We start from the raw sequence: 23261 nt of genomic DNA on the forward strand, positions 1-23261 counted from the left end.
CTCAGTAGAGCAGGGTCGTGAGGCGTCGACGCGCCACGGCGACACGCGGGTCGTCGGTGCCGACGACCTCGAAGAGCTCGACGAGTCGCTCGCGCACGAGCTTCTTGCCGTCGGCGTCGAGGTCGGGGAACAGCGTGAGCAGCCGATCGAACGCGTCGTCGACGTGCCCGCCCGAGAGATCGAGGTCGGCGACGTCGAGCTGCGCGTCGAGGTCCTTCGGCGCAGCGGCAGCGGCGTTGCGGATCTCGTCGAGGGTCTTGCCGTGCAGGCGTCCGAGCAGGTTCGCCTGGGCGAGGCCGGCAACCGCGAGCGAGTCGCGAGGGTCCTGCGCGATCGCCGTGCGGTACGCGGATGACGCGGCGGCGAAGTCGCCCCGCTCGATCGCGTCGTACGCCTCCTGGTGCAGGGGCGGCAGCGGCGGCTCGACGGGCTCGGCGGGGACGCCGTCTTGCGCCGCACCGGCCTCGCCGGTCTCGATGGAGCCGGTCACGCCGTGCTGGCCGGCGAGCTCCAGCAACTGGTCGAAGACCTGGTCGATGACCTCGTCGGGCTGCTCGCCCGCGAAGAGCGGCACCGGCTGGCCGGCGACGACGGCGACGACCGTGGGAATGGACTGCGCCTGGAAGGCCTGCACGAGCTGCGGGCTGCGGTCGGCATCGGCCGCGGCGAGCACGAGACGACCCGCGCGAGCGCGGACCAGTCGCTCGAGCGTCGCGAGCAGCGCCTTGGACGGCTCGCTCCACGTCGCCCAGAGGGCGACGATGACGGGCACCGTGCGCGAGAGCTCGAGCGTGGAGCCGAAGGCGGCGTCATCCGTCTCGAAGACGATCTGGTCGCTCGGTCCGGATGCCGCGTGCGCACCCTGCCCGCCCGCCGGACCCGGCGACTGACGCTGCACGAGCGCAGAGAGGTCGACCGCACCGCGAAGCGCGGCGCCGGAAGGGGGAATCGGGTTGGTCACGGTACCTCCGAAGCTCCGATGAGACTCTCCGACCAGCCGAGCAGACGGATCTGGTCTTCAGATTCGTTGCCGACGCCGGGAACGTAGAACAGCAGTTGGATGCCGATGACGCGCTGCACGCCCTTCGCGCTCTTCCCGGTGAAGCCGGAGAGCGCAGCAGCGGCACCGGGCTTGAATCCGATCGTACCGCCGTCGTTCGGGATGACGTTCTCGGTCTGGTCGATCGAGACGCTCACGAGGGCGCCCGCGTCGTTCGTGGCCAACGCGATCGTGGGGCTGTCGCCGACCGCGTTCGAGTACGTGGCGTCGACGGTGGCCTGCAGGCTGTCGTTGATGGCCTGCTGCCCCGCCGGCCCGAGCTGCTGCATGAGCGTGTCGCCCTCGGGGTCGAACATCGGAGCGAACTCCGACGACTCGCCCTTCAGCAGCACGTCGGCGTAGGCCGAGGCGACCTGGCCGGTGGGCATCACGAGTCCCTTGAACTCGGGCGAGATCGGCGGTGCGCCGATCGACGCGGGAGCGACCTCGGGAACCTCGGCATCGGGCGCGAGCGAGATCGCGTACAGGATCTTGTAGTTCTCGCGCGGCGTCTGCTGCACGAGCACGAGCGCGCTCGGCGCGATCGTCGGGTCATCCGAGTTCTTGGCGATCGTGAGCACCGTTCGCGGCCAGCCCGTGGCCTGCTGCGGGAGCGTGAGAGTCAGCGGCGACGCCGGAATCGGCGTCGGCAGCGGGTGTTCGGCGAGCGAGCCGCGGATCACGTAGTTGGCCGTTCGCGCCTCGAGCGCAGGACCCGTGAACCGCTCTGCGGCGGCCGTCGCATCGCGTGATGCATCGACGTCGGTGGCGAACACGGCGACGCGGCGCATGATGCGCTCCATCTGCGGCACGGTCACCGCAGGCTGTGTCACCGGCGTGTCGTCATCGGGTTCATCGGTCGCCGCGGGCGTCGCGAGCGGCGTCGCCGGAGCGGTGCTCTCGGGAGCCGCCTGCTGGTCGAAGTTCGGCCAGTAGTCGGCCGAGCACGCGGAGAGTGCGAGCGCCGGGATGACGAGGAACGGAACGATGGCCACTCGCTTGGCGCGACCGATGGATCGCCGGCCGCCGCCGCCCACCTGTGTGCGTCCCGGCTTCGGGGCGCTCGGCAGTTTGCCGCGCGGTCCCTTCGGCAGGTTCCGACGAGGGCCTCGCATGCGTCGGTGATTCACGAAGCCCGCGATCACGAGCGCGATGCCGACGAGGAAGACGAGCGCGCCGCCGACGATCAGGGGGCCGGCCCACGGCGTCGCGTTGTCGAGCGGCCAGTCGATCTTCACGCGGGAGGGCAACTCGTCGCCGCCGTCGGCGCTGACGAGTACCGCGATGTCTTCGGGCACGTCGATGGTCGTGGTGAGCACGAGGTCGTCGGTGAACTCGTCGAGCCAGAGGTCGGAACCCGCGGGCGACGGCGCTTCGGCGACCTCGGTCGCGGTGCCGGTCGCTGCATCGGCTGTCGGCGGCGTCGTCGCCGGTGCGACGGGGGCGACGGGGGTCGAGTCGTCGACGGGCTTGGTGACGACGATCTCGTTGGTCAGTTCGCCGGAGTCGGAGTCGTAGCCGACGGAGACGTACGGAGTGTCTCCGAGCCAGGCCTCGACGTCGGAACTGCGCCCGTAGGAGAGGAACGCCTTCGGGGATCCCGACACGGTGATCGTCTGCTTGCCCGGGTGGGCGGCCAGCGCGTCGGGTTCGATCACGATGAAGTCGGCCTCGCCGCCCGACAGCTCGGCGGACATCGACACACGATCGGGCTCGAGGAAGACCGTGCGCTGGGCGATGCCGAGCCCGATCATCACGGCCGCGGCGATGAACGCCACGATTGCGAAGACGAAGCGCACGAACAGAACCTCCATTGCCGCCCGCGGCGGCCTCTGACAAAGACATTCCAGACTACCGACGATTTCTGGGAGATCCCTAACCGATGGCTGGAAGTCCGGTGTCTCCGCGTACCTCGCGCGACCCGTACAATCGGACACACCATCCCGCATGCGCCCCCACGACGCGGGACAGAGCCCGGAGGAAGAATGGCCGTCGAAGAGACCGAGTTCACGCAGGTGTTCCGCGGATATGACAAAGACGAGGTCGACAAGGCGATCAATGGTCTTCGCCGCGACATCATCGCCGCGAACAACCAGAGCACCGACAGCGTCAAGGAGAACAAGCGTCTCCTCGCACGCATCGAGGAGTTGACGGCCGAGCTCGAAGAGGTCGGCAGCCCCACGTTCTCCGGTCTCGGCACCAAGCTCGAGAACACCCTCCGTGTCGCGGAAGAGCAGTCCACCCGCCTCATCGCGCAGGCCGACATCGACGCTGAGAAGCTCCGTCGTGCCGCCGAAGACGAGGCGCACCTCATGCGCTCCGACGCGCACGAACTCGCCGAGCGCACCCTCACCGAGGCTCGCGCACAGGCCAACCGCATCCTCGAGAACGCGCGCTCCGAGGCCGACGACATGGTCTCCCGCTCGCACGAGGCGAGCGAGCAGCTCCGTCAGGACGCCGCACGCGACGCCGCGGCGATCCGCGGTGCGGTCGCCACCGAGACCGCAGAGATCCGCACGAGCGCGAAGCGGGAATCCGCAGCGATGATCGCCGCGTCCGAGCGGAAATCCGCCGAGATCCTCCTGGCGGCCAACGCCGAGGCCACCGACGCGCGGGCCACCGCCGCGGGCCTCACGCAGGAGACCGAGCAGACCCGCGCCGAGGTCGCGATCGAGCTCGACCGCGCCCGCGCCGAGCTCGCTCGCGAAAGCGAGCAGGCACGCATCGACCTCGCCGCGGAGACCGAGCAGTCCCGACTCGACCTCGAGCGTGAGTCCGCAGAGGCACGCGCCGGCATCGACGCCGAGATCGCCGAACGCCGCGCCGCGCTCGTGCACGAGCTCGAGCAGGCACGCAACGACCTCGACCGCGAGCTCGAGGGCAGCCGGGTCGAACTGGTCCAGCAGCGCGAGCAGGCGAAGGTCGACATCGAGCGCGAAGCCGAGGCAGCCCGCCTCAAGCTCCAGCACGAGCTCGAGCGCATCCGCGCCAAGCACGCCGCCGATCTCGAGCAGATGCGCGCCGACCTCGCCCTCGAGCAGGAGCAGGCACGCGCCGACTTCGACGCCGAGTCCGAGCAGGGCCGCATCGACCTCGACAACCAGCTCACCGCGATGCGCAAGAAGACCACGCACGAGGTCAACCGCATGCGCCGCGAGATCGAGAAGGCGCACCTCGACCTCGAATCCGAGCTGTCGACGAAGCGCGACGAGGCCGAGCAGGAGCTCCTCGCCGCCCACCAGGAGGCAGTGGCGCAGACCCAGAAGTTCCTCGAGGACGCCAACGCCGAGCTCGCGGAGGCCGTCGCTCGCACCGCCGAGAGCCGTGCAGAGGCCGACCGCCTCGAGACCGAGGTCCGGTCCGACATCGCGGTCGTTCGCGACAAGGCCGACGACGAGGCCCGCGACCGCATCGCAGCAGCGCACGAGCAGGCACGCAAGCTCATCGCCGACGCCGAGGAGCGCACCCGTGCGCTCGTCGCAGATGCCGAGGATCGCCTCTCGCAGATCAAGATCGAGCGCGACGCCGTCGCCGGCTACTTCGAGAGCCTCCGCGGCGTTCTGACGCAGGCGGAGCAGATCGCCGCGAAGACCAAGTAGTCGGTCCGAGCAGAGGGAGCGGGCCGTTCGATGAAGATCCAGAACGCGTTCCGCATCGGGCTGGTCGGCACCCTCGGTGTGGGTGTCGGCCTCCTCATCCTCAGTTCGATCGCGACGCTGTCGACGATCATCGCCTACGTCGGCATCGCATTGTTCCTGGCCCTCGGCCTCGACCCGGCAACCAGCTGGCTCGAGCGCCGGGGGCTTCCGCGTTGGGCGGCGATCGTGATCGTCATGAGCGGGGTCGGCCTGCTCGTCGCCGCCCTCGTGATCGCCGTCGTGCCGATCATCGTCGACCAGGTGAGCCAACTCGTCGACGAGATTCCGCGCATCGTCGACCAGACGAGTTCACAAGACTGGATCGAGTTCCTGAAGGAGCAGTTCCCGCAGGTTCCGGTCGACGAGATCAGCGACCAGGTCACGACGGGTCTCACCGACTTCTTCACGAATCCCGACAAGCTGAGCGAGCTCGCCGGTGGCGTGCTGCAGGTGGCCGTCGCGATCGGTGCCGGGGTGTTCGGCGTCGTCATCGTCTTCATCCTGACGCTCTACTTCGTCTCCTCGCTGAACACGATGAAGCGCGCCACCTACCAGCTGGTGCCCGCGTCGAAGCGCGATCGCTTCGCCGACCTCACGGAGCAGATCACCCAGTCGGTCGGCCGCTACGTGCTCGGCCAGGTCTCGCTCGCCGCGGTCAACGGCGTGGCGAGCTTCGTGTTCCTGTCGATCATCCAGGCCCCGTTCCCCGCGGTGCTCGCCTTCCTCGCCTTCCTGTTCTCGTTGGTGCCGCTGGTGGGCACGCTGAGCGGCTCGGTGCTGATCGTGCTCGTCTGCCTGATCCCCGGCCTCGGCTCACCGCTGACGGCCCTCGTCGCAGCGATCTACTACGTGATCTACATGCAGGTCGAGGCATACGTGCTGAGCCCCCGCATCATGAACCGCGCGGTGAAGGTGCCCGGCGCGCTCGTGGTCATCGCGGCGCTCGCGGGCGGATCGCTCGGCGGCGTGCTCGGCGCACTCGTCGCGATCCCGGTCGCCGCAGCCATCCTGTTGATCATCAAGCAGGTCGTCGTGCCGCACCAGAACGAGCGCTGAGCTCGCCACGCTCCCGGTCGGCACCAGCGTGCGCTCAGCGTGCGAATGCCCTCAGCTCGCGTCGGCGGGCCACACCGTCGGCAACGGCAGCGCTGCGGGGTTGACGACTCCGACGATCTCGTCGAGCACACGACGGGTCTGCGACTCCCCCACCCACAGGTGCTTGCCGCCCGTCACGTCGATACGCGTGATCTTCGGAACGCTCGCGAACCGCTCGGCCGCCTCGGCCGGTCGCAGGTAGTCGTCGAACTCCGGAATCAGGGCGACCAGTTCGGGCTTCGCGTGCTGCCAACGCGCGAGCTCGGCCTCGCTCGTGCGATGCAGCGGCGGCGAGAGCAGGATCGCCCCGTCGATGCCGTGCTCGAGTCCGTACTTCAGTGCGAGCTCGGTGCCGAACGACCAGCCGACGAGCCACGGGTGCGGCAGCGCGCGCTCCTCGACGAACGACATGGCCGCCGCGACATCCGCTCGCTCTGCGACGCCCTCGCCGAAGGAGCCCTCGCTCGTGCCGCGCGGCGAGACGGTGCCGCGCGTGTTGAATCGCAGCACCGCGAGGTCGGCGAGCTCCGGCAGGCGGGCGGCCGCCTTCCTGATGATGTGCGAGTCCATGAAGCCGCCTGCCGTCGGCAGCGGATGCAGCGTGACGAGCGTCGCGACGGGCGGGCGGTCGAGCGGCGTGGCGAGCTCGCCGACGAGGGTCAGGCCGTCGGCCGTGTGCAGCTCGATCTCTTCACGACGCGCGGGCAGTTCGACGCTCGCGCGGATCTCGATGGACGTGTCGCTCATGCCGCGCCGATCCTCCAGCAGTGTGTGTGCCAATGACGGCGCGAGGCCAGGTCGGCCGCGTCGCCGAGCACGCCGTCAGCGCGCCATGCCACAAGGTGGGCGACGCCCGGTACGACGTCTTGACCGCAGCCGGGGCAGAGGTAGGCCTTCACGGCCTGCGCCTCGGAGACGGGTTGCACGTTCCACTCACGACCGCCGCGCACCTCTGTGCGTCGCCACCCCGAGGTGAGACGCTCGACGTCGAGTTCGGGGTGCTCCTCGCGGGCACGAGCCGCCCGACTCCGGGATCGGTTCGAACGCGCCATGGAATCCAGTCTAGGCCGCAGGCGAGACCCCTCCGCTCCGCGGGCTGCGCGGAGGGCTCAGTACCAGCCGACGTCTTGCGAGTGCGCCCACGCGCCGCAGGGCGTGCCGTAGCGGCCCGAGACGTATCCCAGCCCCCACTCGACCTGCGTGGCCGCGCTGGTCTCCCAGTCGGCTCCGGCGCTCGCCATCTTCGAGCCGGGAAGCGCCTGCGGGATGCCGTACGCACCGCTGCCGGCGTTGTAGGCGTTCACGCGCCAGCCCGACTCCTTGTTCCAGAGTGCGACGAGGCAGTCGAACTCGCTCGACGCCCATCCACGTGCCGCGACGGCACCGGCTGCGTACGCCTGGGCCGAGCCGGGGTCGGGAGTCACCGCGGGAGGAGCCCATCCGCTGCCCTCGCTCGTCGAGGCGGGCGCGAGCCTGACTTCGGGCTTCTTCTCGACGTCGTAGCTCTCTTGGCCGACGTCGATCGAGTAGTCGCCGGCGACCTCGATCGCCTGCACGCGTTCTCCGCCGAAACGGTCGGTCTGGGCGGCGAAGTTCGACGAGGCGGTCGCCCCCGAGAACGGGTCGACCACGTTCACGAGCAGGAAGCTGACCGATGCCGCGAAGGCGAACACCACGGTCGCAGCCTGCTTGACCTTGCCGACACGAGGCGGCCTGGCGGCCGATGAGACGGTCGGGCGTGCAGTTGCCGGCGGCCGATCGTTCGGCCCTGAAGCGGAGGTCGACGCGGCGACGGTCGTCTGATGACGTGGCTCCTCGGCCTCGTCACCTCCCGCATGTCTACCCACGATTCGACGAGTGTATCGAAAGAGCGGCGAAGGATTCCAACTCGACGGCGCGCACGTCAGCGGACCGCGAGCATCACGTCGACGACGGCGTCGAGGAGCAGGTCGACCTGAGCCTCGCGATACCCGCCGCGCTGCGTCTTGAACACGACGCCGCGCACGTCGTCGATCGAGATCGGCCACCCGTCGCTGAAGTACCTCGTGAGCTTGTCCGCGAAGCGGTCGACGTCTCGGGTGCTGTACCCGCGCACGAGCGGCGCAACGCGATCGAAGCGATGCCCCTCTGGGCGCGCGAGGCGGTTGGAAACCACCTGTGCGGTCGCACGCGCCTCGGTGAGCCATGCCTCGCCCCCATGCAGCCGGGCCGCGACCTGGCGCTCCTGAGCGGCGAACGCGTCTTCCAGCCGCTCGAGGGCCTGATCGACATGGGTCGTCGAATAGCCGCCCTTCTGCATCCCGAACGCCGTCAATCGAATGCGATCCGAGGTCAGCGGCTCATCGCCTGGCTGAGCGGTGCCGTCGTATGCGCGGCGCGCCACCTGCAGGAACGACTCGACCTGAGCCGTGTTGTATCCGAGCTTGGGCTTGCGAGCGCGAGGGAAGGTGGAGTCCACGGCTCCATTATTGCGGAGGGTCGGCGAGGAAACGCTCACCCGAAGATGCGGAATGCCACGAAGGCGACGGCGGCCGAGGGCAGGATCGAGTCGAGACGATCGAGGAATCCGCCGTGGCCCGGAAGCCACGAGCTCATGTCCTTGATGCCGATGTCACGCTTGATCAGGGATTCGACGAGATCGCCGAGCGTCGCCGTGAGGAAGATCGCAGCACCGAAGATGAGACCGAACCACCAGGTGTTGCCGAGCATGAGCGTCGACAGGAGCACGCCGGCGACGAGACTGACCGCGCCTCCGCCGGCGAAACCCTCCCAGGTCTTCTTCGGGCTGATGACGGGCGCCATCTTGTGCTTGCCGAGCATGAGGCCGAACGCGTAGGCGCCCGTGTCGGCGGCGACCGCCACCGCGATGAACGCGAGCGTCCACCATTGGCCGCCCTCCGCCGCGGTGAGCACCACCGCGAAGGTCGCGAGGAACGTCACGTACCCCTGCACGAACGCACCGGCCGCGACGTCGCGTGCGAGCTCACGACCCGAGCGGCGCAACGACGGCACGGCCTGTTCGCCGAGGCGCCAGAGCGAGACGATGAGGATGCCGCCGAGCACGGCGATCAGCTGACCGCCCGCGCCCCCGTAGTAGGCGAGCGGCACGGCGGCCACCGCGACGACCACGGTCGGGATACGGGGAACGTGATAGCCGCCCTTGCGCAGCGCCTGGGCCAGTTCGTAGCTGGCGAACGCGGCGATCAGCACGGCGAAGAGCATGAACAGCTCTTTGATCACGAGGAGGCTGAGCAGGAGCACGGCTCCGAAGCCGAGCCCGATCAGGGTCGCGAGGATCAGGTTGCGGCCGGTGCGGGCCTTGATCTTCTCCTGCGCCTGATCGAACTGCGCCTTGCCGACCTCGAACTGTCGCTCCAGGTCGGCCTTTCGGGCATGCACCTGCGCTCGGAACTCCTCGCGCGAGGTTCGTTCAGCTCCCCCGGCGTCCGACTGATCCTCTTCTGGGACGCCCGACATCGTCTGCCTCAGACCTCGAGGAGTTCGGCTTCCTTGCGCTTCAGGGCGTCGTCGATCGCGTCCACATTGGACTTCGTGATCTGCTCGAGTTCCTTCTCCGCGCGCGAAACCTCGTCATCGCCCACGTCGCCCTTGAGGGCGTCGAGGTCGTCCTTCGCCTTGCGGCGGATGTTGCGGACCGAGACGCGTGCGTCTTCGGCCTTGCCGCGCACGATCTTGACGAACTCGCGGCGACGCTCCTCGGTCAGCTCGGGCAGCGTGACGCGGATGATGTTGCCGTCGTTCGACGGGTTCGCTCCGAGGTTCGGGGTGTCGCGGATGGCCTGCTCGATGTCCTTCAGGGCGCCCTTGTCGTAGGGCGTGACCACGAGGGTGCGCGCTTCGGGGTTCTGCATCGATGCGAGCTGCGCGAGCGGCGTGGGCGTGCCGTAGTAGCTCACCATGATCTTCTGGAAGAGCTGGGGGTTCGCCCGACCGGTGCGAACACTCGAGAAGTCGTCTTTGGCGACCTCCACGGCCTTCTGCATGCGTGTGGTGGCATCGGAAAGTACGTCCGCGATCACGGGGGCTCCTTCTGTTTCGCTACTCGAGACAGTCTATCGACTGGTGGCGGGCTCGCCGTTGCTGACGATCGTGCCGAGGTCGGCTCCGAGGATCGCCTTGGTGACGTTGCCGTGGGGCGCCATGCCGAAGACCTGCATCGGCATGCCGTTGTCCATGCAGAGGCTGAACGCCGTCGAATCGACGACCTTGAGGCCGCGCTGCAGGGCCTCCTGGTAGCTGATGCGGTCGATCTTGTGCGCGTCGGGGTTCGTGCGCGGGTCGTCGGAGTAGACGCCGTCGACACCGTTCTTCGCGACGAGCACGACCTCGGCGTCGATCTCGAGGGCGCGCTGCGCGGCCACCGTGTCGGTCGAGAAGTAGGGCAGACCCGCGCCGGCGCCGAAGATGACGACCCGTCCCTTCTCGAGGTGCCGCTCCGCACGACGCGGAATGTAGGGCTCGGCGACCTGCGTCATGGAGATCGCCGACTGCACGCGCGTCTCGGCACCGGCCTGCTCGAGGAAGTCCTGGAGGGCGAGCGCATTCATCACCGTGCCGAGCATGCCCATGTAGTCGGCCCGGCCGCGATCCATGCCGCGCTGGGAGAGCTCGGCGCCGCGGAAGAAGTTGCCGCCGCCGACGACGATCGCGATCTCGACCGTGCGCGCGGCATCGGCGATCTCGCGTGCGAGTGCGCTGATCACGTCGGGGTTCACCCCGAGGGCACCGGCCCCGAACGCCTCCCCCGAGAGTTTCAGCAGGACCCTGCGCTTGTGTTCCGTCATCCCGACCGATCCTTCCCCTCTGGGGTCAAAGCTACTGGTTCGCCGAGCCCGGCGCAGTGCCGTTGCTCAGGCGTTTTCGACGGGCACGACCCGCCATGCGTCCGGAATCGCTCCGGACATAGCAAAGGAGTCCGGATCGCGAACGATCCGGACTCCTTCGAGGCACCTAGGCGCCGACCTTGAAGCGAGCGAAGTCGCTCACCGTGAGGCCCGCGTCGGAAAGCACCTTCGCGACGGACAGCTTGTTGTCCTTCGCGTAGTCCTGCTCGAGCAGCGCGACCTGCTTGAAGTACGCACCGAGGCGACCCTCGATGATCTTCGGGAGGGCGGCCTCGGGCTTGCCCTCCTCACGCGAGATCTGCTCGACGATCGCGCGCTCCTTCTCGACCGACTCCGCCGGAACTTCCTCACGCGTGAGGTACTCCGGGTTCGCGAACGAGATGTGCTGAGCGATGGAACGAGCCGTCTCGGCGTCGGTGCCGGCGTAGCCGAGCACGACGCCGACCTGCGGCGGGAGGTCCTTCGACGTCTTGTGCAGGTAGATCGAGAACTGCTCGCCCTTGACGAGGCGGACGCGACGGAGCTCGACCTTCTCGCCGAGGATCGCGGCCTCTTCGTCGATCACGGTCGCGACGGTCTTGCCGTCGGCCGGAGCGGCGAGTGCAGCCTCGAGGTTCTCGGCACGGGCAGCTGCGACAGCAGCGAGCACGCGGTCGGCGAGGCCGACGAACTTGTCGCCCTTGGCGACGAAGTCGGTCTCGCAGGCGAGCTCGATCATCGTCGCGGTGCCGTCGCCGTTGTCGACGGCGGCGACGAGGCCTTCGGCGGTGGAGCGGTCGGCGCGCTTGGCATTGCCCTTCGCACCCTTCAGGCGGAGGATCTCGACCGCCTTCTCCATGTCGCCATCGGCTTCGACGAGAGCATTCTTCGTGTCGACCATGCCGGTGCCGAGGCGCTCGCGCAGGGTCTTGACGTCTTCGAGAGTGAAGTTGGCCATATCTCTGAAGTCTCCTGAACTCGTGGTGTTACTTGGACTCGGCGGCTTCGGCAGCCTCAGCGCCTTCGACGTCGGCAGCGGTCTCGGTCGCGGCGACCTCGGTCGCGGCTTCGTCGACGACCTCGGCCGCTTCGGCCTTGGCCTCTGCGACGGTCTCGGCAACAACCTCGGTCTCGGCCGAAGCCTGCTCGGGGGTGGTCTCGGAGCCGGCCTGGAGGAGCTCCTGCTCCCACTCGGCGAGCGGCTCGACGGCGGAGACGTTGCCCTCGGCCTCGGGCTTCTGGTGACGCTCGATGAGGCCCTCGGCTGCAGCGTCGGCGACGATGCGGGTGAGCAGGCTCACCGAACGGATCGCGTCGTCGTTGCCCGGGATCGGGTACTGGACCTCGTCGGGGTCGCAGTTGGTGTCGAGGATGCCGATGACGGGGATGCCGAGCTTCTTGGCCTCGTCGATCGCGAGGTGCTCCTTCTTGGTGTCGACAACCCAGAGCGCCGACGGCGTCTTCGTCAGGTTGCGGATACCACCGAGCGACTTGTGCAGCTTGTCGAGCTCGCGCTTCTTGATGAGGAGTTCCTTCTTGGTGAAGCCACTCGTGGTGCCTTCGAAGTCGAGCTCCTCGAGCTCCTTCATGCGCGCGAGGCGCTTGGAGACCGTCTGGAAGTTGGTGAGGAGGCCACCGAGCCAGCGCTGGTTCACGTAGGGCTGGCCGACGCGGGTCGCCTGCTCGGCGATCGCGTTCTGCGCCTGCTTCTTCGTGCCGACGAAGAGGATGGTGCCGCCGTGGGCGACCGTCTCGCGCACGAAGTCGTACGTCTTGTCGATGTAGGCGAGCGACTGCTGCAGGTCGATGATGTAGCTGCCCGAACGCTCCGTGAGGATGAAGCGCTTCATCTTCGGGTTCCAACGGCGGGTCTGGTGCCCGAAGTGAACGCCGCTGTCGAGCAGCTGGCGAATGGTGACGACGGCCATGAGCCGTACTCCTTTGTTCTCAGTTGTCGCTCCGGCCGGCGGCTGGAGCCCTGGCGCCCGGCACGGCTCCGCCGGTTCCTGCGATGACGCAGAGACTGGACTGAGTGGAGTCGTCGGCCGAAATGGCGCGCGTAGTCACCCCGGAAGACCGGGGTGCTCCCGATACTCTACCATCGGCACTGCCCCTCCCCAACCGCGGTCGGCCGGGTGCATCCACGTCTCCGGCGCCGACGCGAGCGGATGCCGCGTGCCGGCCCGATCATCGGATCATGAACGCTCCGACACCGAATCGCAGACGGCGGGCGGGGCGCCCGGTCTCGCCTCTGAGCGTGATCGTCGTTCTCCTGCTGGTCGTTCCGATCTCTGCGGCCTCGTCCGCGACCGCGGCACCGTCGCCGCGATCGACCGCTCGAGTCGCTGCCGTCCGTCCATCGCAGTACGAGCCCGCGGAGCCCTGGCGATGGCCCGTCGCTGCGCCGATCCGTGTCGTCGCCCCGTTCCGCGCCCCGCCCACGCCGTACACGGCCGGTCATCGCGGCATCGACATCGCGGCGACCCCGGCTGCGACCGTGGTCGCCGCCGCTCCAGGGGTGGTGAGCTTCAGCGGCCTGGTCGCAGGGCGCCCGGTCGTCTCGATCGATCACGGCGACGGCGTCGTGAGCGCGATCGAGCCGGTCGCCGGGCTCGTCGCGACAGGTGCGCCCGTCGCGGCGGGCGACGCGATCGGCACGGTCTCGACGGGCGGGCACTGCACCGCAGGGTGCGTGCATTTCGGCGTGCGTGTCGACGGCGAGTACGTGTCGCCGTTCCTCTTCCTCGGCGGGCTGCCCAGAGCGGTGCTGCTCCCGCTCGACTGAGACAGGCGTGCCGCCCGCGTCAGGCGCGAGGATGCGCCGTGCGGTAGCTCTGCTTGAGCCGCTCCGACGACACGTGCGTGTAGATCTGGGTGGTGCCGAGGCTCGCGTGTCCCAGGAACTCCTGCACGGCGCGGAGGTCAGCGCCTCCGTCGAGCAGGTGCGTCGCCGCGGTGTGCCGGAAGGCGTGCGGCCCACTTGGCCCGGTGCCCGGGATCTCCTCGAGAATGGCGGCGACGAGCCGGTAGACGCTCCGCACCCCCATGCGCCCGCCACGAGCGCCGAGGAACACGGCGTTCGCGGCACCCGGCGCCAGCGCAGTGTTCGCACTCGCACTCGCACTCGCACTCGCACTCGCACTCGCACTCGCGACGATCTTCGGTCGCGCCACGTCGAGATACCGGTCGATCGCACGGGCTGCTGGAGCCCCGTAGGGAACCATCCGCTCCTTGGAGCCCTTGCCGAGCACGCGCACGATGCGCCGTCGTCGATCGACGTCGTCGAGGTCGAGTCCGACGAGTTCCGAGACTCGGAGGGCCGACGCGTACAGCAGCTCGATGATCGCGAGATCGCGCACCTCGGCGGGTGCGTCGCCTGCTGCCCGGGCGGCCAGCGCGGCGAGGGCATCGGTCACGGCCTGCTCGGTGACGACGCGCGGCAGCGTGCGCTGCGCCCGCGGCGCCCTGAGCCGCACACCGGGATCGGCTTCGAGCAGGCCGCGGCGACTCAGCCAGGCGGTGAATCCCCGAGCGGAAGCCGCGCGGCGCGCGATGCTCGACCGGGCGAGTCCGCGTTCGGTGGCCGTCCAGAGCCAGTCGCGCAGGAGCGGCAGGTCGATCGCCGCGGCGTCGGTCGAACCACGAGCCTCGGTGAAGGAGATGAGCTCGACGAGATCGCTCCGATAGGCGGCGACGGTGTGTGGCGAGTACCCACGCTCGACCGCGACGTGCGACAGGTAGTCGTCGAGCAGCTGGTCGAGGTTCACGTGACCAGCTTGCTCCCGCGCGGGCCGGCACGGCGCACGGCACGCCCGGAAGCAACGCTCGGACTCACGCCGTGCCGAGCTTGCGCGAGAACCGCTCGAGACGGGCCTCGGGCGACAACGACTCGATCTCGTCGAGGAAGACCTCGTCGAGCGTCGTGACGGGCGTGTACGGCCCGACCGGCACGACCGAGGTCACGACGCCGTCGGCATAGAGGTGCACGAGTGAGAAGGAGCGACCGCCGTCGACGCCGACGAGATCTCGCGGCGTGGCGGAGAGGTCCATCGTGTACGCGGTGGCCCCGGCGACGGAGACGGGGATGCCCGCGAAGCTCCCGTTCGTCGCATAGTGGAGGTGGCCGCCGAGGATCAGCCGCACATCTCGGCCGCGGAGGACCTCGGCGAAGCGGTCCTGGCCGCGGAGCTCGAGCACGTCCATCAGCGCGAGCGGCGTGGCGATGGGCGCGTGGTGCAGCGCGACGACCGTGCCGTGCTCGGCGGGCGTCTCGAGGGTCGTCGCGAGCCAGTCGAGCGATGCGTCGTCGAGCTCGCCGTGGTGGTAGTCGGGCACCGTGGAGTCGAGGGCGATGATGCGGAGGCCGTCGACCTCGACGACACGGTGCACCGGCGCGTCGCTCGCGGGCTCGCCGAGCAGCTCGCTGCGGAACGCGGCGCGCTCGTCGTGGTTGCCCATCACCCACACCAGGCGGGAGCCCATGCGTTCGGCGAGCGGTTCGAGCGCGGCGCGCGCGAGTCGATAGGCGTCGGGTTCGCCCATGTCGGCGATGTCGCCGGTGACGACGATCGCGTCGACCCCACCGCCGAGTCGCTCGAGCTGTGCCGAAACCTGCGCGAGCGCCTGGACCGTGTCGGCGACTCCGCCGAGCGGCGCGCCGCCGCGCAGGAGGTGGGTGTCGCTCACCTGGGCGATGACGTGTCGGGCTGCCGGGTACCGGCCGAGCTGCGGGTGCTGCATCGAGCCCTCCTTCCGCCGTCAGCCTAGGCCGTGCCGCCGACGCATCGTGGGAGCGCCGCCGTCACCCGCGCTTGGCCCGCAACCAGCCGAACGGATGCCGCTTGGCCCGCCCCACAGCTTCGAGCCCGCCGAGCACGCCCATCACCGCCGACGGGGTCATGCCGCACCGCCGTGCGATATCCGCCAACTCGCGCGGGCTGCGAGTGCTCAGTGCGTCGAGGACGCGCACCGTGTCAGAAGATTCGGCCGTGCCGAGCGCGCCGCGATCGTCGGGTTCGGGCCCGCGGGCTCGAGCATCGGAGCGGGCCCGCGCTCCACCGACGAGTTCGGCCATCTGCTCGGCGTCGGTCACGCATACGGCGTCGAACTCTCGCAGGAGTCGGTGACACCCGGCGGAAGCCGGGCTCGTGACCGGACCGGGCACCGCACCGAGCGGGCGGCCGAGGGCGGCGGCGTGTGCTGCCGTGTTGAGCGACCCCGAGCGGAACCCGGCCTCGAGCACGACCGTGCCCTCGCTCGCAGCCGCGATGAGCCGGTTGCGCTGCAGGAACCTCCATTTCGTGGGCGCAGCCCCGCACGGCAGTTCGGAGACGACCGCTCCGGTGTCGACGATTCGCGAGAGCAGGCTCTCATGACCCATCGGGTAGAACCGGTCGACTCCCCCGGCGAGGAAGGCCACCGTCGTGCCATGGCTCGCGAGCGCCGAGCGGTGCGCCATGCCGTCGATGCCGTAGGCACCGCCGCTGACGATCGTGAACCCGCGATCGACGAGCCCGGCGGATGCCTCCATGGTGACGTGCTCGCCGTAGCCGGTCGCCGCGCGGGCGCCGACGAGAGAGATCGATGCCGACGAGCCGTCGAGCGCGTGCTCGCGACCGCGAACCCAGAGCACGAGCGGGGCGTGGATGCCGAGCTCGTCGACTCCGACCGGCCATGCGGCGTCGCTCGGCAGGAGCAGGCGCGCCCCGACCCGGGCGGCCTGTTGGAGCGATCGCGCGAACGCCGCGTGATCGAGCCGCGGCGTCCAGCGTTCGAGGCCCGACTCCGCCTCGCGGGCGTCGATCGAACCGCCCGCAACCGTCAGGGCATCGGCGAAGACGGTCGGACTCGCGGAGTCGAGGAGGAGCGCGGCCGCGCCGACCGCGCCGATGGCGTCGATCGCACGGCCGAGGAGTCCGTCGCCGGGCTCGGCGACCGACCCGAGCAGCGCCCGGGCGAAGATCTCGTCGAGCGCGGCGTCGTCGGCGATCGGTGCCGATCGCACTGCCGAGAGCACGGCACGCAACCCCGTCGCTTCGCGGTGGACGGTGTTCACAGTGGGAGTCCCTTTCTGAGGAAGAGCGCGCGGCCGACGTGGTCGAGGGCCGGAGTGTCTGCACCGTCGAGGTCGGCGAGGGTCCAGGCGACCTTGAGGATGCGGTCGTAACCGCGCATGGTCACACCGCCGAGTTCGAGTGCGCGATCGAGGTCGACGGTCGCGCGACCGCCCGGATGGAGCCCGCCTGCACCGCGCATCCAGGGGCCCGGCATCTGCGCGTTGGTGCGCCATGGGGTGCCGCGCAAGCGACGCGCGGCGCGGGCGCGGGCCTCGACGACCCGGGCGCGGGCGGCCGCAGTGGACGGTCCTGGACGCTCGGCGGCGAGACGAAGGCCCGCCGCGGTGATGCGCGGCACCCTGAGCTGCACGTCGATGCGGTCGAGGAGCGGCCCGGAGATGCGAGCGAGGTACCGACGTCGTGCGATCGGCGGGCACGTGCACTCCGCCCCTTTCGACCCGTGATTGCCGCACGGACACGGATTCGCGGCGATCACGAGTTGGAAGCGGGCCGGGAAGGAGGCGACGGCGTTCGCCCGATGGATCGAGATCGAACCGGATTCGAGCGGCTGGCGCAGCACGTCGAGCACCGCCGACGGGAACTCGGGCGCCTCATCGAGGAACAGCACGCCGTGCGAGGCGCGCGCTGCAGCACCGGGGCGGATGAGTCGACTGCCGCCGCCGACCATCGCCGCGGCAGTGGCCGTGTGGTGCGGCGCTTCGAACGGCGGGCGGTGCGAGAGCCCCGCCACCGGCGGCCGTCCTGAGAGGGAGCGGAGCGACGCGACCTCGAGTGCCTCGTCGGCATCGAGGTCGGGAAGGATGCCCGGAAGGCGGGACGCCAGCATCGTCTTGCCCGCGCCGGGCGGGCCGAGCAGGAAGACATGGTGCCCGCCGGCCGCGGCCGCGAGCAGCGCCTCGACGGCGTCATCGTTGCCCGAGACGTCGGCGAGGTCGCCGTGCGACTCCTCCGCTGCTCCAGTCGGATCGGAGCGATCGGGCGCCGGCACTGCCTCGAACGCCCGCTCGTCGTAGACGCCCCCGTGATGCACCGCGGCGTCGAGCAGCGACGCCACGCCGATCACGCTCACCCCGGGCACGAGTCGTGCCTCGTCTGAGTTGGCGGCGGGCACCATGACGGTGTCGTAGCCGGCGCGCACGGCGGCGAGCACGGCGGGGAGGATGCCGTCGATGGGCCGGAGACGGCCGTCGAGCCCCAGTTCTCCGAGATGCACGACCCGCTCGACCGACTCGGCCGAGATGTCACCTGCCGCCGCCAGGCAGGCGACGGCGATCGCGAGGTCGAATCCCGAGCCGTGCTTCGGCAGGGCCGCGGGCGACAGGTTGACGGTGAGCCGCCGCTGCGGAAGGGGGCAGCCGGCGTTCACCGCTGCGGCGCGCACGCGATCGCGGGCCTCGCCGAGGGCGGCGTCGGGCAGTCCGATGATGACGAAGGCGGGGAGCTGCGACGAGAGGTCGGCCTCGACCTCGACGACCGAGCCGGTCAGGCCGAGGAGGGCGACGGAGCGGGTGCGCGCGACCGGCATCAGTTGATGCCCTCGAGATGCTCGATGAGCGCGGGCGCCTCCGTCGGCGCCAGTACCGCGACGGCGTCGATGCGGATGCGCGCGACTGGGGCATCCGCCGCCTCGCACCAGGCGATCGCGAGCCGCCGCATGCGCGCGAGCTTGAGCGGCGTGATGGCCTCGAACGGATGCCCGTAGTCACCGGAGGTGCGCGTCTTCACCTCGACGAACACCGTGTCGCGGCCGTCGCGGGCGACGATGTCGATCTCGCCGATGCGGCACCGCCAGTTGCGTTCGAGCACCCGCATGCCGCGCGCCTCGAGATGCTCGACCGCGAGTTGCTCGCCGCGTCGGCCGAGCTCTGCATTGTGCGACATCCGCACCACCTCCTCGCCCAGCGTGGCGGGGGTCGCTGCCACGACTCGGCGCCCGCAGCGACGCCGTGGAGAACTCGCGGAGATCGCACGTGGGGAGACCGAGTGACTGCGGCCGGGTGCATGATGGGCGGAGACCCGCGAGTCGCCTGAGGAGATCGAGATGACGTTCGAACCCGTACCGCTCGACCACGAATTCACCGCACCGATCGGCGTCGACGTCAAGGGCGAGATCTGGGCCTGCGTCGAGATGCCGGGCTCCGCCGAGTTCTTCGGCACGGGCAAGGCCGTCAGGGTCGATGCCACGGTCGACGGCGTGCAGGTGCGCAACGTCGGCCTGATGACCACCGGAACCGGCGGTCACATGCTCTCGCTGAACGCGAAGCTCCGCGAGAAGCTCGGCAAGGACCTCGGCGACACGGTGACGGTGCGCCTCGAACGCCGCCTCAGCTGAGACTCGCCGGGCCAGACGTCACGGTCGGATCCGAGCGCATCGGGTCGGCGGGCGACTACTCGTCGAGCGCGAGCTCTTTCGGCAGCTCGAACTCGCGCGTGGCGAGCTCTTCGACGTTGACGTCCTTGAAGGTGAGCACGCGCACCGACTTCACGAAGCGGTCGGCACGGTAGACGTCCCAGACCCAGACGTCTTTCATCGTCAGCTCGAAGTAGAAGTCGTGCTCGGTGTCCCGACGCACGAGTTCGACCTCGTTCGCGAGGTAGAACCGTCGCTCGGTCTCGACCACGTACTTGAACTGCGACACGATGTCGCGGTACTCCCGATACAGGGCCAGCTCGACCTCGCGGTCGTAGTCTTCGAACTCGTCCTCATCCATCGCACTCATCCTACGCTGAGGTCGAAGAGCGTCGGTGCGGGTTGGGTCTGCTCGTGCAGCCACGTGGTGCGGTGGAGCTCGCTCGGCCCGTGCTCGGCGATCGCGGCGAAGTGCGCACGACTCGAGTAGCCCTTGTTCTCGTCCCACGCGTACAGCGGGCGCTCGTCGTGAGCGCGGCGCATGAAGCGATCGCGGTGCACCTTCGCGATGACGGATGCCGCGGCGACCGACGCGCAGTCGCGGTCGGCCTTGATGCGGGTGACGACCCGCGCACGACGCTCGATCGAGGCGCTCAGCCAGTCGTGGTTGCCGTCGAGGAGCAGCGGCACGTCGGCGATGAGCTCGTTGGCCGCCGACAGCTCGGCGAAGGCTCGAGCCCCGGCCAGGCCGAGGCAGGCCATGATGCCGAGCTCGTCGATCTCGGCCGCGCTGGCCTCGCCGACGGCGGATGCCCGCACCCAGGCGGCTGCTCGCGGTGCCATCGCCTCGCGGCGCGGCTCGCTCAGGAGCTTCGAGTCGCGGAGGCCGGCGGGCATGCGCCGGACACCGGAGTCGATGAGCACGAGGCCGATCGTCACTGGACCCGCGAGGGCTCCCCGGCCGACCTCGTCGCACGCGAGCATCATGGGCGATTCGGCGAAGAACTCGCGTTCGACGCGAAGGGTCGGTACTGCAGCAGGCGCCATGTCAGTCGCCCGCCTCGTCGACGCCGTCGAAGACCTCGGGGTAGTTGCCGAGCCACGCCCAGTGGTCGACCGGCCAGCTCACGACGAAGGCGCGGCCCACGACGTTGTCGATCGGCACGAAGCCCTTGAGCGGCGTCTCTCCGTTGTACCGCGAGTCCTTCGAGTTGTAGCGGTTGTCGCCCATGACCCAGAGCGAGTCCTCGGGGACGACGACGTCGAAGTCGTCGGCGGAGACCTTCGTGTCGCCGGGCGGCAGCGCAACGTAGGGCTCGTCGAGGGGCACGTCGTTGACGCTCATCTGGCCGAGGGCGTTGCAGCAGACGACGTGGTCGCCGGGCAGGCCGATGAGGCGCTTGACGAGGTGGTCGTTCGAGTCGGGGGCCGCGAGACCCACGAAGGCGAGGAACCAGTCGACGGCCGCCACGAGCGGTGGCTGGTCGACCTCGACGCGGGCCGGCAGCCATCCGCCGGGGTCGCGGAACACGACGACGTCGCCGCGTTCGAGCGGCGTGACCTCGGGAACCAGCTGGTTCACGATGATGCGATCGTCTTTCACGAGCGTCTCCTCCATCGACTGCGATGGGATGAAGAACGACCTGATGAGGAACGTCTTGATGAGGAACGAGACCAGCACGGCCACCACGAAGATGACGAGCAGGTCTCGGAGGAACAGCAGAACGCCTCGTCGTCTGTTCGGCGTCGCCGAAACCGCGCGATCCGTTCGCGTGCCTGTGTCTTCTTCTGTCATTTAACCGCCCGAGCTCCCCACCCAGTCTAGGGGTGGGGAGCTCGGGGAAGAGTTCGCGTGGAGCGCGATCCGCAGTGCGGATCAGGCGTCGCGCTTCTCCTTGATCTTCGCCTTCTTGCCGCGGAGCTTGCGCAGGTAGTACAGCTTCGCGCGACGCACGTCACCGCGGGTGACGACCTCGATGTGGTCGATCACGGGCGAGTGCACCGGGAACTTGCGCTCGACGCCGACCTGGAAGCTGACCTTGCGGACCGTGAAGGTCTCGCGCACGCCTTCACCCTGGCGGCCGATGACGACGCCCTGGAAGACCTGGATGCGCGAGCGCGTGCCTTCGATGATGTTGACGTGCACCTTGACGGTGTCGCCGGGGCGGAAGTCGGGGACATCCGACCTCAGGCTCGCGGCGTCGACGTGGTCGAGGATATGCATGTTGGTTCGCTCTCTGCGCCCGCCACCGGTCGAACGCGGATCATTGGATGGAAGTTCTGGTGCCGCCTCACACGAAGAATCGTGCGTGCGCGCTCCCCGGAGGCAGAGACCTGCGGCGGCACAATCCTCTATTGTGCCACGCCTCGGCCCATCGGGCCAAAAGCGGGCGCCGGATGACCCGATCGCACGTGCCCCGAACGGCGGTCAGTCTTCACGGACCTCGTGGATGATGATCACGTCGTCGCCGCCGTCGTCGAACGGCGGGCGCCGGGTGCCCGGACCTGCACCGGCCGAGGCGCCGCCCGTCGACGTCCCGGTCGACGCGCCGGGCTGCTCGCCGGCGAGCCGCTCGAACTCCGCCATCGACGCCTTCATGCGGTTGGCGCCGTCGGTGACGAGCTGCCAGACGGCGACCCAGAAGGCGGCGATGCCGAGCAGGATCGCGAGCACCCCGAAGCTCGTGGCCGAGGCGCCGTAGAATCCGGTGCCGATGATCGAGAGCTGCCAGGCCGTGAGCACTCCGACGTCGATCCACGACAGCGCGCGCTCCTGCCGCACGGTCGGCCGCACGTTCGTGAGGAGGGCGACGACGCCGAGCACGACGAACGCGATGGGCACGACGAGGACGAGCCCGAGCGTGCCCCAGCCGCCTCCGCCGAAGATCGCCCAGCCCACCGCGAGCCACACCGGCAGCACGATGACCGCGATCATCTGCCATCTGTACAGTGCGCGCCGCAGGAGCATGAGCTCAGCGTAATCCGACCCGCTGTGCGCGCGCCGGGTGTTCACTCAGGGCGGAGCCGACAGAATGGACTCGTGATTGAACTTCGGACCCCTGCAGAGATCGAGGAGATGCGGCCCGCCGGCCGCTTCGTGGCGAGCGTGCTGGAGGCCACGTCGGCCGCCGCCGCGGTCGGAGTGAACCTGCTCGAACTCGATGCCCTCGCGCACGAGATGATCCGCAAGGCCGGCGCGGAGAGCTGCTACATCGACTACCACCCCTCGTTCGGTGCCAGCCCGTTCGGCAAGGTCATCTGCACCTCCGTCAACGACGCGGTGCTGCACGGCCTCCCCCACGACTACGTCCTGCGCGACGGCGACCTGCTGAGCCTCGACTTCGCCGCATCGGTGAACGGATGGGTCGCCGACTCGGCGATCTCCCTCGTCGTCGGCACCCCGCAGGGCGACGACCTGCGCCTCATCGACACGACCCGCCGCGCACTCGACGCCGGCATCGCGGCAGCGCGCACTGGCAATCGCATCGGCGACATCTCACGGGCGATCGCGGATGTCGCGAAGGCCGAGGGCTACTCGATCAACACCGACTTCGGCGGGCACGGCGTCGGTCGCACGATGCACGGCGACCCGCACATCCCGAACAACGGGCGTCCCGGTCGAGGCCTGCCGTTGAAGCCGGGCCTCGTGGTCGCGATCGAGCCGTGGTTCCTCGCGACCACCGATCGCATCTTCACCGATCCCGACGGATGGACCCTCCGCAGCGCCGACGGCTCGCGCGGGGCGCACTCGGAGCACACGATCGCGATCACCGACGGCGACCCGATCGTGCTCACCCAGCGTTCCTGAGCGCTCGCGCCTTCGGCTGAGCCCGCGCGAGGAAGTGCACGAGGGGCTCAGCGCTCGAGTTCGACCTCGATCATGCCGCCGACGATCCGGGTGCGATACGTCCGCAGCGCGAGCGCGCTGTCGGTGAAGCACTCCCCCGTGCCGAGGTCGTAGACCTCCTTGTGCAACGGCGACGCGATCGTCGGCCGGTCGCCTCGAGAGCCGAGGATGCCCCTGGCCATCACTGGTGCGCCCGTGTGCGGGTCGTGGTGGTCCACGGCGTACACCTCCTCCTCGTCGACGCGGAGCAGGGCGACCTGGGTGCGCCCCAGCAGCGCGACCTCGCCCCAACCCGGCTCGAGCTCGGCGACCTCGCACGTCGGCACCCACGTCGTGGTCGTGTCCATCGTCAGCGACATGCCGGCTCCTCT

General features: G+C 69.5%; 27 protein-coding genes. 5 read left to right on the forward strand and 22 right to left on the reverse strand.

Going from position 1 to position 23261, the window contains the following annotated elements:
* Position 1 precedes the first annotated feature (1 nt).
* Both ACFCVM_RS02985 and ACFCVM_RS02990 read right to left on the reverse strand, forming a co-directional pair.
* Complete coding sequence (locus tag ACFCVM_RS02985; RefSeq protein WP_375833658.1) at positions 2 to 961, reverse strand: co-chaperone YbbN; 960 nt, start codon at positions 959 to 961, stop codon at positions 2 to 4.
* Positions 958 to 2838: a hypothetical protein gene (locus ACFCVM_RS02990; protein ID WP_375833661.1), complete on the reverse strand. Its 1881-nt coding sequence runs from the start codon at positions 2836 to 2838 to the stop codon at positions 958 to 960. The genes ACFCVM_RS02985 and ACFCVM_RS02990 overlap by 4 nt, the downstream gene beginning before the upstream one ends.
* A 186-nt stretch (positions 2839 to 3024) precedes the next feature.
* On the opposite strand from ACFCVM_RS02990, the gene ACFCVM_RS02995 reads away from it, so the two are divergent.
* Both ACFCVM_RS02995 and ACFCVM_RS03000 read left to right on the forward strand, forming a co-directional pair.
* Positions 3025 to 4638, forward strand: a complete 1614-nt coding sequence (locus tag ACFCVM_RS02995; RefSeq protein ID WP_375833663.1) for a DivIVA domain-containing protein — start codon at positions 3025 to 3027, stop codon at positions 4636 to 4638.
* Between the two features lie 30 nt (positions 4639 to 4668).
* A complete protein-coding gene (locus ACFCVM_RS03000; RefSeq protein WP_375833665.1) occupies positions 4669 to 5733 on the forward strand; it encodes an AI-2E family transporter in 1065 nt (354 codons plus the stop codon).
* Positions 5734 to 5784: 51 nt separating this feature from the next.
* On the opposite strand, the gene ACFCVM_RS03005 is transcribed toward ACFCVM_RS03000, so the two are convergent.
* From ACFCVM_RS03005 to rpsB, 9 genes are all read right to left on the reverse strand, one after another.
* The gene (locus tag ACFCVM_RS03005; protein ID WP_375833667.1) at positions 5785 to 6519 is read right to left on the reverse strand and encodes an alpha/beta hydrolase; all 735 of its coding nucleotides are present in this window, start codon (positions 6517 to 6519) and stop codon (positions 5785 to 5787) included.
* Positions 6516 to 6824, reverse strand: coding sequence for a hypothetical protein (locus ACFCVM_RS03010; RefSeq protein ID WP_375833670.1), 309 nt, complete (start codon positions 6822 to 6824; stop codon positions 6516 to 6518). The genes ACFCVM_RS03005 and ACFCVM_RS03010 overlap by 4 nt, the downstream gene beginning before the upstream one ends.
* Positions 6825 to 6881: 57 nt before the next feature.
* Positions 6882 to 7619, reverse strand: coding sequence for a lytic transglycosylase domain-containing protein (locus ACFCVM_RS03015; protein WP_375833672.1), 738 nt, complete (start codon positions 7617 to 7619; stop codon positions 6882 to 6884).
* Between the two features lie 56 nt (positions 7620 to 7675).
* The gene (locus tag ACFCVM_RS03020; RefSeq protein WP_375833675.1) at positions 7676 to 8230 is read right to left on the reverse strand and encodes a DivIVA domain-containing protein; all 555 of its coding nucleotides are present in this window, start codon (positions 8228 to 8230) and stop codon (positions 7676 to 7678) included.
* Between the two features lie 35 nt (positions 8231 to 8265).
* A complete protein-coding gene (locus ACFCVM_RS03025) occupies positions 8266 to 9171 on the reverse strand; it encodes a phosphatidate cytidylyltransferase (protein ID WP_375833677.1) in 906 nt (301 codons plus the stop codon).
* A gap of 86 nt (positions 9172 to 9257) precedes the next feature.
* On the reverse strand, positions 9258 to 9812 hold the full coding sequence (gene frr, locus ACFCVM_RS03030; RefSeq protein WP_056009535.1) for a ribosome recycling factor: 555 nt from the start codon (positions 9810 to 9812) through the stop codon (positions 9258 to 9260).
* Between the two features lie 33 nt (positions 9813 to 9845).
* Positions 9846 to 10577 carry a UMP kinase gene (gene pyrH / locus ACFCVM_RS03035; RefSeq protein ID WP_375833680.1) on the reverse strand — a complete coding sequence of 244 codons (732 nt, stop codon included), beginning with the start codon at positions 10575 to 10577 and terminating at the stop codon, positions 9846 to 9848.
* 166 nt (positions 10578 to 10743) lie between these two features.
* Positions 10744 to 11574, reverse strand: coding sequence for a translation elongation factor Ts (gene tsf, locus ACFCVM_RS03040; protein WP_375833683.1), 831 nt, complete (start codon positions 11572 to 11574; stop codon positions 10744 to 10746).
* A gap of 28 nt (positions 11575 to 11602) precedes the next feature.
* Complete coding sequence (gene rpsB, locus ACFCVM_RS03045) at positions 11603 to 12544, reverse strand: 30S ribosomal protein S2 (protein ID WP_375833686.1); 942 nt, start codon at positions 12542 to 12544, stop codon at positions 11603 to 11605.
* Between the two features lie 329 nt (positions 12545 to 12873).
* On the opposite strand from rpsB, the gene ACFCVM_RS03050 reads away from it, so the two are divergent.
* Positions 12874 to 13401: a M23 family metallopeptidase gene (locus ACFCVM_RS03050; protein WP_375833688.1), complete on the forward strand. Its 528-nt coding sequence runs from the start codon at positions 12874 to 12876 to the stop codon at positions 13399 to 13401.
* 19 nt (positions 13402 to 13420) lie between these two features.
* Here ACFCVM_RS03050 and ACFCVM_RS03055 read toward each other — a convergent pair whose 3' ends face one another.
* The 5 genes from ACFCVM_RS03055 to ACFCVM_RS03075 all read right to left on the reverse strand — a co-directional run bounded on the left by ACFCVM_RS03055 (position 13421) and on the right by ACFCVM_RS03075 (position 18574).
* Positions 13421 to 14383: a tyrosine recombinase XerC gene (locus ACFCVM_RS03055; protein WP_375833691.1), complete on the reverse strand. Its 963-nt coding sequence runs from the start codon at positions 14381 to 14383 to the stop codon at positions 13421 to 13423.
* Between the two features lie 64 nt (positions 14384 to 14447).
* On the reverse strand, positions 14448 to 15356 hold the full coding sequence (locus ACFCVM_RS03060; RefSeq protein WP_375833693.1) for a phosphodiesterase: 909 nt from the start codon (positions 15354 to 15356) through the stop codon (positions 14448 to 14450).
* A gap of 61 nt (positions 15357 to 15417) precedes the next feature.
* Positions 15418 to 16671 (reverse strand): DNA-processing protein DprA, encoded by a 1254-nt coding sequence (dprA, locus tag ACFCVM_RS03065; RefSeq protein WP_375833696.1) that lies wholly within the window; start codon positions 16669 to 16671, stop codon positions 15418 to 15420.
* On the reverse strand, positions 16668 to 18218 hold the full coding sequence (locus tag ACFCVM_RS03070; RefSeq protein WP_375833698.1) for a YifB family Mg chelatase-like AAA ATPase: 1551 nt from the start codon (positions 18216 to 18218) through the stop codon (positions 16668 to 16670). Before ACFCVM_RS03070 ends, dprA begins: the two co-directional genes overlap by 4 nt.
* The gene (locus tag ACFCVM_RS03075) at positions 18218 to 18574 is read right to left on the reverse strand and encodes a YraN family protein (protein WP_375833700.1); all 357 of its coding nucleotides are present in this window, start codon (positions 18572 to 18574) and stop codon (positions 18218 to 18220) included. Before ACFCVM_RS03075 ends, ACFCVM_RS03070 begins: the two co-directional genes overlap by 1 nt.
* A gap of 160 nt (positions 18575 to 18734) precedes the next feature.
* Between ACFCVM_RS03075 and ACFCVM_RS03080 the strand changes: the two genes are divergently transcribed.
* Entirely contained in the window at positions 18735 to 19025 is a 291-nt protein-coding gene (locus ACFCVM_RS03080; RefSeq protein WP_375833702.1) for a DUF1905 domain-containing protein, read from the forward strand.
* Between the two features lie 55 nt (positions 19026 to 19080).
* On the opposite strand, the gene ACFCVM_RS03085 is transcribed toward ACFCVM_RS03080, so the two are convergent.
* The 5 genes from ACFCVM_RS03085 to ACFCVM_RS03105 form a co-directional block, all read right to left on the reverse strand.
* A complete protein-coding gene (locus tag ACFCVM_RS03085) occupies positions 19081 to 19404 on the reverse strand; it encodes a DUF2469 family protein (protein ID WP_022891843.1) in 324 nt (107 codons plus the stop codon).
* Between the two features lie 5 nt (positions 19405 to 19409).
* The gene (locus ACFCVM_RS03090) at positions 19410 to 20090 is read right to left on the reverse strand and encodes a ribonuclease HII (RefSeq protein WP_375833705.1); all 681 of its coding nucleotides are present in this window, start codon (positions 20088 to 20090) and stop codon (positions 19410 to 19412) included.
* Position 20091: 1 nt separating this feature from the next.
* Positions 20092 to 20838: a signal peptidase I gene (gene lepB, locus ACFCVM_RS03095; RefSeq protein ID WP_375833707.1), complete on the reverse strand. Its 747-nt coding sequence runs from the start codon at positions 20836 to 20838 to the stop codon at positions 20092 to 20094.
* A gap of 81 nt (positions 20839 to 20919) precedes the next feature.
* Positions 20920 to 21267: a 50S ribosomal protein L19 gene (gene rplS, locus ACFCVM_RS03100; RefSeq protein ID WP_139416892.1), complete on the reverse strand. Its 348-nt coding sequence runs from the start codon at positions 21265 to 21267 to the stop codon at positions 20920 to 20922.
* A 204-nt stretch (positions 21268 to 21471) separates the two neighbouring features.
* Positions 21472 to 21978: a hypothetical protein gene (locus ACFCVM_RS03105; protein WP_375833709.1), complete on the reverse strand. Its 507-nt coding sequence runs from the start codon at positions 21976 to 21978 to the stop codon at positions 21472 to 21474.
* A gap of 105 nt (positions 21979 to 22083) precedes the next feature.
* On the opposite strand from ACFCVM_RS03105, the gene map reads away from it, so the two are divergent.
* Positions 22084 to 22851 carry a type I methionyl aminopeptidase gene (gene map / locus ACFCVM_RS03110; RefSeq protein WP_375833712.1) on the forward strand — a complete coding sequence of 256 codons (768 nt, stop codon included), beginning with the start codon at positions 22084 to 22086 and terminating at the stop codon, positions 22849 to 22851.
* 47 nt (positions 22852 to 22898) lie between these two features.
* Here map and nirD read toward each other — a convergent pair whose 3' ends face one another.
* Positions 22899 to 23249, reverse strand: a complete 351-nt coding sequence (nirD, locus tag ACFCVM_RS03115) for a nitrite reductase small subunit NirD (protein WP_375833714.1) — start codon at positions 23247 to 23249, stop codon at positions 22899 to 22901.
* Positions 23250 to 23261: the final 12 nt, after the last annotated feature.

It is taken from the genome of Agromyces sp. NPDC056389 (genome assembly GCF_042262385.1).
Classification (GTDB): domain Bacteria; phylum Actinomycetota; class Actinomycetes; order Actinomycetales; family Microbacteriaceae; genus Agromyces.